This window comes from Kineococcus gurbantunggutensis (assembly GCF_050871925.1).
Classification (GTDB): domain Bacteria; phylum Actinomycetota; class Actinomycetes; order Actinomycetales; family Kineococcaceae; genus Kineococcus.
Genome location: NZ_JBJLSG010000204.1, coordinates 1 through 7,563, shown reverse-complemented (window position 1 = coordinate 7,563; position 7,563 = coordinate 1). Strand labels below are relative to the sequence as shown.

Annotated in this window: 7 protein-coding genes; 2 read left to right on the top strand and 5 right to left on the bottom strand. The window is 74.9% G+C overall.

All coding sequences use genetic code 11. The features are described from left to right. Window positions 1-149: 149 nt before the first annotated feature. The 5 genes from fliG to flgB all read right to left on the bottom strand — a co-directional run bounded on the left by fliG (window position 150) and on the right by flgB (window position 4,027). Window positions 150-1,178 carry a flagellar motor switch protein FliG gene (fliG, locus tag ACRYR7_RS23110; RefSeq protein WP_432574519.1) on the bottom strand — a complete coding sequence of 343 codons (1,029 nt, stop codon included), beginning with the start codon at window positions 1,176-1,178 and terminating at the stop codon, window positions 150-152. A gap of 3 nt (window positions 1,179-1,181) precedes the next feature. Continuing rightward, window positions 1,182-2,786: a flagellar basal-body MS-ring/collar protein FliF gene (gene fliF / locus ACRYR7_RS23105; RefSeq protein ID WP_432574517.1), complete on the bottom strand. Its 1,605-nt coding sequence runs from the start codon at window positions 2,784-2,786 to the stop codon at window positions 1,182-1,184. After that, window positions 2,786-3,211 carry a flagellar hook-basal body complex protein FliE gene (gene fliE, locus ACRYR7_RS23100; RefSeq protein WP_432574515.1) on the bottom strand — a complete coding sequence of 142 codons (426 nt, stop codon included), beginning with the start codon at window positions 3,209-3,211 and terminating at the stop codon, window positions 2,786-2,788. The genes fliF and fliE overlap by 1 nt, the downstream gene beginning before the upstream one ends. 5 nt (window positions 3,212-3,216) lie before the next feature. Further along, window positions 3,217-3,612, bottom strand: coding sequence for a flagellar basal body rod protein FlgC (flgC, locus tag ACRYR7_RS23095; RefSeq protein ID WP_432574513.1), 396 nt, complete (start codon window positions 3,610-3,612; stop codon window positions 3,217-3,219). 64 nt (window positions 3,613-3,676) lie between these two features. Further along, window positions 3,677-4,027 (bottom strand): flagellar basal body rod protein FlgB, encoded by a 351-nt coding sequence (gene flgB, locus ACRYR7_RS23090; RefSeq protein ID WP_432574511.1) that lies wholly within the window; start codon window positions 4,025-4,027, stop codon window positions 3,677-3,679. Window positions 4,028-4,575: 548 nt separating this feature from the next. On the opposite strand from flgB, the gene ACRYR7_RS23085 reads away from it, so the two are divergent. Further along, on the top strand, window positions 4,576-6,966 hold the full coding sequence (locus ACRYR7_RS23085; protein WP_432574509.1) for an ATP-binding protein: 2,391 nt from the start codon (window positions 4,576-4,578) through the stop codon (window positions 6,964-6,966). Next, window positions 6,963-7,490 carry a hypothetical protein gene (locus tag ACRYR7_RS23080; protein ID WP_432574507.1) on the top strand — a complete coding sequence of 176 codons (528 nt, stop codon included), beginning with the start codon at window positions 6,963-6,965 and terminating at the stop codon, window positions 7,488-7,490. The genes ACRYR7_RS23085 and ACRYR7_RS23080 overlap by 4 nt, the downstream gene beginning before the upstream one ends. The last annotated feature ends 73 nt before the right edge of the window (window positions 7,491-7,563 follow it).

Here is a 7,563-nt window from a genome sequence, read left to right as displayed (position 1 = left end):
CATCGGCCGCGGGGGTGGGGGGAAGGGGGTTGGGTTTATGGGTCGGGGGCTCGCCGCGGGGGCGGCCGGCGGCGGGGGCGGCTATGAACGACCGGGGCGCCGGCGCCGGGGAGGTGTCGGCGGCCCGGAAGGCGCGCGCGGTGCCCGCCTCAGGCCACGAAGTCATCGTCACCGCCGCGCGTCAGCACGATCTGGCCCGACTCCTCGAGCTGGCGGATGACCTGCACGACCTTCTGCTGCGACTCCTCGACCGCGGACATGCGGACGGGCCCGAGCATGTCGATCTCGTCGAGCAGGTTCTCGCGGGCGCGCTCGGAGACGTTGCGCAGGATCTTGTCGCGCACCGAGTCCTTGACGCCCTTGAGGGCGGTGGCCAGGTCGGCGGTCTCCACCCCGCGCAGGACGAGCTGGATGGCGCGGTCGTCGAGGGTGGTGATGTCCTCGAAGACGAACATGAGGGCGCGGATCTCGTCGGACAGGGCGGAGTCCTTGGCGGACAGGCCCTCGAGGATGCTGCGCTCGGTGCCGCGGTCGGCGCGGTTGATGATCTCGACCAGGGGCGCGACGCCGCCGACGGCGGTGTTCTGCTTGGCCTGCAGCACCGTGGAGGTGCGGCGCTGGACGACGTCCTCGATGAGGCGCACGTACTCGGTGCTGGTGGCCTCCATCGTGGCGATGCGGTAGGCGATGTCCGCCTGCATCTCCGGGGAGAGCCCGCCCAGGATCATCGAGGACTGGTCGGGGCGCAGGTGCGCGACGACCAGGGCGATGGTCTGGGGGTGCTCGCCGGTGAGGAAGGTGAGGATCTGCTGCGGGTCGGCCTGGTGCAGGAACTGGAAGGGCTGCACCACCTGGGACTCGGCGACGCGGCCGAGGACCTCGGCGGCGCCGTCGGCGCCCAGGGCGCCCTCGAGCAGGGCCTGTGCGAAGTCCATGCCGCCGGCGCCGCCGCGCAGCGGCGAGGCGATCATCGAGTGGAACTCCTCGAGGACCACGCCGGCGATCTCCGGGGAGACCGAGCGCAGCCGCAGGATCTCGGCGGTCAGCTCCTCGATCTCGGCGGGGCGCATGTGGGAGAGCACCTTGGCGGCGTTCTCCTGACCGACCTGCACGAGCAGGACGGCGGCCTTCTGCGCACCCGTGAGGGGCGCGACCTCGATCTCGGTGGACGTCGTCACGGGTCAGGACCTCCGATCGGCGAGCCAGCCGCGGAGCAGTTCCGCGACCTCCTCGGGCTGGCGGGAGACGAGTTCGACGACCTCGGTGCGGCGGGCCGCCGCGGCCTCCAGGGCCGGGTCGACCGGTGCTGCTTCGAGCGCCACTGGACGTTCGGCAGGGGCGTCGAGGACCTTGAGGCCCTCGTCGGCGGTGATGTCGCCGAGCTCGATGGGCGCGACGTCCAGGACGTCGACCGTCTCCACCTTGCGGCGGCGGAAGGCCAGCAGGACGACCACCAGCATGACCAGGACCAGCAGGGCTAGCGCGGCGGTCTTGCCGTAGCCGACCAGCGCGTCCTGCTTCTCCGCGGCCTCCTGCTCCGCCAGGGCGGCGGCGGCCGCGTCGGCGGCGGAGGAGTCGAAGGCGATCTTCTGCACGTTGACGGTGTCGCCGCGGGCGGTGTCCAGGCCGGCGGCCTGCGTCACGAGCTGGGTGATGGCGTTGACGTCCGCGGCGCCGGCGTTCTTGGCGTCGATGACGACGGCGACGGACTGGCGCTCGACCTTGCCGGGGGCCTGCTTGGTGGTCGTCTCGATGCGGTTGATCGAGTTGTTGACCGTCTCGGAGGTCTTCTCGTAGCCGTTGGTGCCGTTCTGGGCGTCGGCGGGGGTCTGGATGTTGTCCGGGCCCAGCACGCCGGTCGCGGCGCCGGCGGTGCCGCCGGTGTACTTCTCGATGTCGGTGCTGCTGACCAGGGGGTCGACCTCCTGGGGCTGCTCGTACACCAGGGAGTTGCGCGTGGTGTCGTCGAAGTTCAGCGTCGCGTTGACGGTGGCCTTGACGTTGCCGGCGCCCAGGACGCTCTCCAGCATCGACTGCAGGTTGGCGCTCTGCGCGGCGTTGTAGTCGCTGGTCTTCTCCTGCTGCGCGGAGCTGCCGGAGTCGTCGCCGGAGAGGGTGTTGCCCTTGTCGTCGACGACGGAGACGTTCTTGGGGTCCATGCCCTCGACGCCGCCGGCGACGAGGTTGACCACCGAGGTGACCTGGTCGTCGCTGAGCTCGGCGCCCGGCTTGAGCTTGACGAGGACCGACGCGGTGGTCGGCTTCTGCTCGTCGATGAAGACGTCCTTCTCCGGGATGGCCAGGTTGACCTTGGCCGTCTCGATGCCGTCGATCGAGGTGATCGTCTTCTGCAGCTCGTTGGCCAGGTCCTGCTGGTAGGCCTTCTGCTGCACGAACTCCGAGGTGGTGACGCCGGACTCCATGAGCATCGAGCTGCCGGACTCGGTGTCGGCCGGCAGGCCCTCGCCCGACATGGCCAGGCGCTGGTCGTAGACGACGTCCTGGGGGACCATGACGGTGGTGCCGCCGTCGGCCAGCTCGTAGGCCACGCCGTCGGCCTTGAGCTTCTCGACGATCGCCGAGGCGTCCGCGCCGGAGAGGTTGGAGAACAGCGGCGCGTAGGAGGGGGTGGCCGCCCAGCGGGAGAAGAACACCCCGCCGGCCACCAGGGCCACCAGGACCGCGATGACGACGGCCTTCTGACCGGCGGAGAAGCTCTTGAACCCCTCGCCGAAGCGCTTGGCACCGTCGACGATCGCCGCGGGCCCCTTGGTGGCCTTCGCCATCAGATCTGCATCCTCATGATCTCGTTGAACGCCTCGACGGCCTTGTCACGGACCGCCACGGTCAGCTGCGTCGCCAGCTGAGCCTCGTTGCTGGCGATCATGTAGTCGTGCACGTTGGTCAGGTCGCCGGTGGCGGCCTTGACAGCGAGGTCATCGGCGTTCGACTGCACGGCCTGAAGCTTGTCCAGGCCGCCGGAGAGCAGGGACGCGAAGTCGGTGCCGGAGGCGTCGCCGACCGCGCCGGTGCCCGTGGTGCCGGTGACACCGGCGAGGTTCGCGATGCCGCTGGTGCCGTTGACCGCCTGCGTGCCGGTGGTGACCCCGCGGGTCATCTGGGCGTTGTCGGTGTCCTCCAGGCCCTGGCCCCAGCCGATGGCGTGGGTGCCGAGGGAGCCGCCGACCGCGCCGATGGACTCGATGCTCACGACGCTCACGCCTTCCCGAGCTGCAGGGCCGCCTGGTAGGCGTCCTTGGCGCGGTCGATGACCGACAGGTTCGACTGGTACGCGCGCTGGGCCATGATCAGGCTGGTCATCTGCGTGCTCATGTCGATGTCGGGGTACTTCACGTAGCCCTCGGCGTCGGCCAGCGGGTGGTCGGGCTCGTACACCATGCGGCCCTCGGTGCTGCCGGTGACGATGCCGGCCACCTGGGTGCCCTTGCCGTCGCCGGCCTCGGTCGCCACGACGTAGCGGGCCGCGAAGGCGTCCTCGTCGGTGCGCTTGGCGGTGTTGATGTTCGCCAGGTTGTCGCTGACGGCGTCCATCCACTTGCGGTTGACCGTGACGCCGGTGCCGGCGATGCCGATCGCGTCGAAGATGCTCATGGGTCGTGGGCTCCGGGTCAGGTGGCGGGGACGGGGCGGGGGCGCGCGCTCGCGCCGGGCGCGGTCACCCGCGGCCCATCGCGGTGCGCAGCATGGAGTACTTGGAGTTCAGCGCGGACAGCACGGTCTGGTAGCTGAGCCCGGTGGAGATGTTGGAGATCGTCTCCTCGTCGAGGTTGACGTTGTTGCCGTCCTCGCGGGTGGGCTCCAGGGACTTGGCCGTGGTGATGCCCGACGTGGCCGCGCTGCGGGCGTCGCCGGAGGCGACGGCCCGCTTCAGGGAGGCCTCGAAGGCGACCTTGTTCGCCGTGTAGTGCGGCGTGTTGATGTTCGCGATGTTGTCGGCGATGGCCCGCTGACGCGCCTGCAGACCGTCCAGCGCTGTGTGCAGCGCGACACTGGTGACATCGGGCACGGGGCAACCCTCCGACTGGGCCCCGGCGACTTCCCGTCACCGGGGGCGTGTGCTCGTACGTGGCCGTCCTGGCCTGTTCGGCGGTGCCTCCTGCACCCACGGACTCAATCGGCCCTCCGGGCGACGGCCTTGAGCGCGCCCGCCCCGCCCCGGGCGCTTTCCGGGCCCGCCGGCCGCGGCACCACCCGTTCGGCCCAGCGGCCCCGCCCCGCCGGTGACGCACGGTGCCCCCCGGCCCCCCGGACGGGTGCCGCGGGGCCCCCGCACCCTCCGCCGGGTGCCCGCGCCGGCGGCGGCGCCGCCCCGGGGCCGGGCGGCGCGCCCACCCGCCCGAGCGGCCCGGCCGGCCCCGCGCGCCCGGCGCGCGCCCCGGCGGCCGTCACCGTGCGTGCAGCGCGTCACCCGGGCGCAGCAGCCCGGGTGGAGCAGCGGGCGGGCGGGACGTGCTCAAGCCCGCGGCCGCGCGTGCCGAGAAGAGGTCAGCGAACGCGCCCGCCGCCCGCGGCGGGCACCGGCCCAGCACCCGTCAGCCACCCGTGAGGCAGGACATGACCCTCTCCGAGGACAGCACGCCGCCGGAGCACGACGCCAGCACCGCGAGCACCCCCGCGAGCACCGCCGCGGGCACCGGCGCGCCCGCGGCGCACCCGCTGGACGGGGAGCTGCTGCGGCTGGCCGACGAGGCCGGCGAGCTGGCCGGGGCGGAGGCGCAGGAGCACCGCGCCTCGGCGCTGCGGGCCCTGGAGGGCGCCCTGCGCGCCCAGGACGACCTGGGCCGCTGGGCCGACTGCGACCTGTTCGGCGTGCTCGACGTCGACGGCCCGGCCGCCGCGGCGCCGGAGCGGCGCAGCCTGCTGCGCTCGGGCGCGCTGCGCACCGTGCTCGTCTTCGCCCCCGTCATGGTCACCTGGGCCGGCCTGCTGTTCGCCGGGCGCGCCTACGGGCAGATGACCGCCGCGGGCGAGAACACCGACGGCCTGTCCTTCCTGCAGCTGTGGCTGGACGGCTTCGGCGGGCGCACCTTCTTCTCCCTGGACCGCGTCGCCGAGATCGCGGTGGTGCTCATCGCCGCCGCGATCGCCGTCAGCGTGGCCACCGACCGCCGCCACCGCGCCGACGACGAGGCCGCCGCCGCGGCCGGGACCGCGCACCGGCACCGCCTGCGCGCGCTGGCCTCGCGCACCACGCTGGCGCTGGCGCCGCACCGCAGCAACGCCGCCGAGCAGCTCGGCGCGCACTTCGAGCGCGGCCTGACCGAGCTGGGCCGGCTGGTGGCCGAGACGATCCGCCTGCACGCCGACACCAGCACCCTGGTGGGCCACGTGCGCGCGGCCAGCTCCACCGCCATCGAGGCCGCGAACGCCGCGCAGGACGGCGGCGCGCAGGTCGCCGAGGCCGCCGTGCGCCTGGAGGCGGCGGTGGGCGAGGCGATGGGCAACCACCGCGAGCAGATCGCCGCCGACCGCGCCCAGCACACCGCGACGCTGCGCGAGTCCACCGACCGCCTGGAGCGCTCGCTGGGCCAGCTGGAGAAGGCCAGCGCCGACGCGCTGCGCGAGAGCTTCGAGAGCCGCGACCGCGTCCTGGGCGCCGTCGAGGGCGTCAGCGCCTCCGTGACGCTGCTGTCCACCGAGACCCGCGCGGCGATGGCCGACCTGGCCGCCTCGGCGCGCGAGATGAGCAGGCACAGCGCCGACTTCGGCGAGCAGGTCACCGGTCACCTGGAGGCGCTGAGCACCACGGCGCGCGAGTCGGTGGAGAAGATCTCCACCGCCTCCGCCGAGGTCACCACCGAGCTGACCCGCACCGCCGCCGCGCACGTGGAGCGGCTGCAGGGCACCGTGCTGGAGTCCATCGAGAAGGTCACCGCCGTGACCGGCGAGGCGTTCAGCGAGCACGTGGCCTCCTCCGCGGCGCAGGCCGCACGCACGATGGAGACCCTGCGCGCGGACGTGCAGCGCACCTCCGAGGCCGCCGAGCGCGCCCTGGGCGCGGCGGTGCGCGGCCTGGACGACGCCGCCGACGAGCAGCAGCGCCGGGTGCGCCACGACGAGCGGATGACGGCGCTGCTGGAGGCGCAGAACGCGGTGCTGGACACCTGGCGCGGCGTGGAGGCCCGCCTGGAGGCCGCCGCCCGCGACATGCGCGGGGTGCCGAGCTGGCTGGAGGCCGTGCAGCACGAGCACGCCGACGCCACCGGCCGCGCGCTGGCCTCGCTGGGCGCGGCGCTGGAGGAGGCGGTGTCCACCAACGTGCGCGAGACGCTGACGATGGCGCAGGACGACCACGTCCGGCAGGTCAACCGCGCCTACCGCGACGCCAGCCGGCTGCTGCAGGAGGAGCTGACCGGCAGCATCGGGGCCCTGCTGGAGTCGGTGCCCCAGCGCGCCGCGCACGAGGCGGCCCGCGAGGCCGCCCACGAGGCGGCGCACGAGGCCGCGCAGCAGGCCGTGGCGCACGCGGTGCAGCAGGTCGAGCGCCAGGCCGCCCAGCAGGCGGCCCAGCAGGCGGCGCAGCAGCGCGCGGCCCAGCAGCGCGCCGGTGAGCAGGCCGCCCAGCAGGCCGCCGAGCGCGCGGCCCGCGTCCGCGCGGCGCAGGCGGCCCAGGCGGCGCAGCAGCCCCGCCAGCCGCAGGAGCCCGTGCAGCCCGCGCGCCGCCCGGTGCAGCCGGCCGCCGCGGCGCCCGCCCCGGCGGCGGCCCCCGCGGCCCGCGCCACCCGCCCGGCGGCCCCGGTCGCGCCCTCGCCGCAGCGCCGCGCCGCCGAGCGCTACGGCGCGATCGGCTACCCGTCCGACGGCTACCCGTCCGAGAACCGCGCCCCCCGGGCGCCCGAGCGCGCCGCGGCCGCCGCGGACGCCGAGCAGGAGGAGTTCGTGGCGCTGCCCGCGCGCACGCTGACCACCGCCGCGACCCGCCGCCCGACGGGGGTGTCCTCGTGAAGCGGCGCGACACCTCGCACAGCTTCGCCGGGTGGGTCTTCGCCGACGCGCTGCTGGCGATGACGATCATCGGCCTGGCCGCCGGCGGTGCCGTGCAGGCCGGGGCCGAGCCGCCCGCGGCGGTGGCGGCGGTCGCCCCGGCACCGGCGCCGACGCCCGAGCCGCCGGCTCCCCCGGCCCCGCCGGCGCCCCCGGCCCCGCCGGCCGACGGCGTGGCGCAGGCTCCGGTCGTGCTGGAGCTGGCGCTGCAGGACGCCTCCGACGAGGCGATCCGCGCCGCGGTGGCCGGCGCGGCCGGCGAGCTGAGCGCGCAGGGCCGCCGGGCGGCGTTCGTGCTGACCTTCGGCACGGCCCCCACCCCCGGCGCGGGCACGGCGCTGGCCCGCCGGGTCAACGCCCAGCTGGACGCCGCGGCCGGGCAGGTGTTCGCCGGCTCGGCCAAGCGCGACTTCTGGCGCGCGGTCAACGCCGCCTCCCCGCAGGCCGGCGTGGTGCGCCTGGAGGTCTACCTCCTGCAGCGGTGAGGCCCGGCAGCGGTCACGCCTGCCGGCAGCGGTCACGCCCGCGCCCCCGGACCCCGCGCGAGTGCGCGCGGGG

What these genes read in the sequence shown, in the direction of transcription:
- fliF (WP_432574517.1), bottom strand. Translation starts at nt 2,786, where the DNA reads ATGGCGAAGGCCACCAAGGGGCCCGCGGCGATCGTCGACGGTGCCAAG.
- flgC (WP_432574513.1), bottom strand. Translation starts at nt 3,612, where the DNA reads ATGAGCATCTTCGACGCGATCGGCATCGCCGGCACCGGCGTCACGGTC.
- ACRYR7_RS23085 (WP_432574509.1), top strand. Translation starts at nt 4,576, where the DNA reads ATGACCCTCTCCGAGGACAGCACGCCGCCGGAGCACGACGCCAGCACC.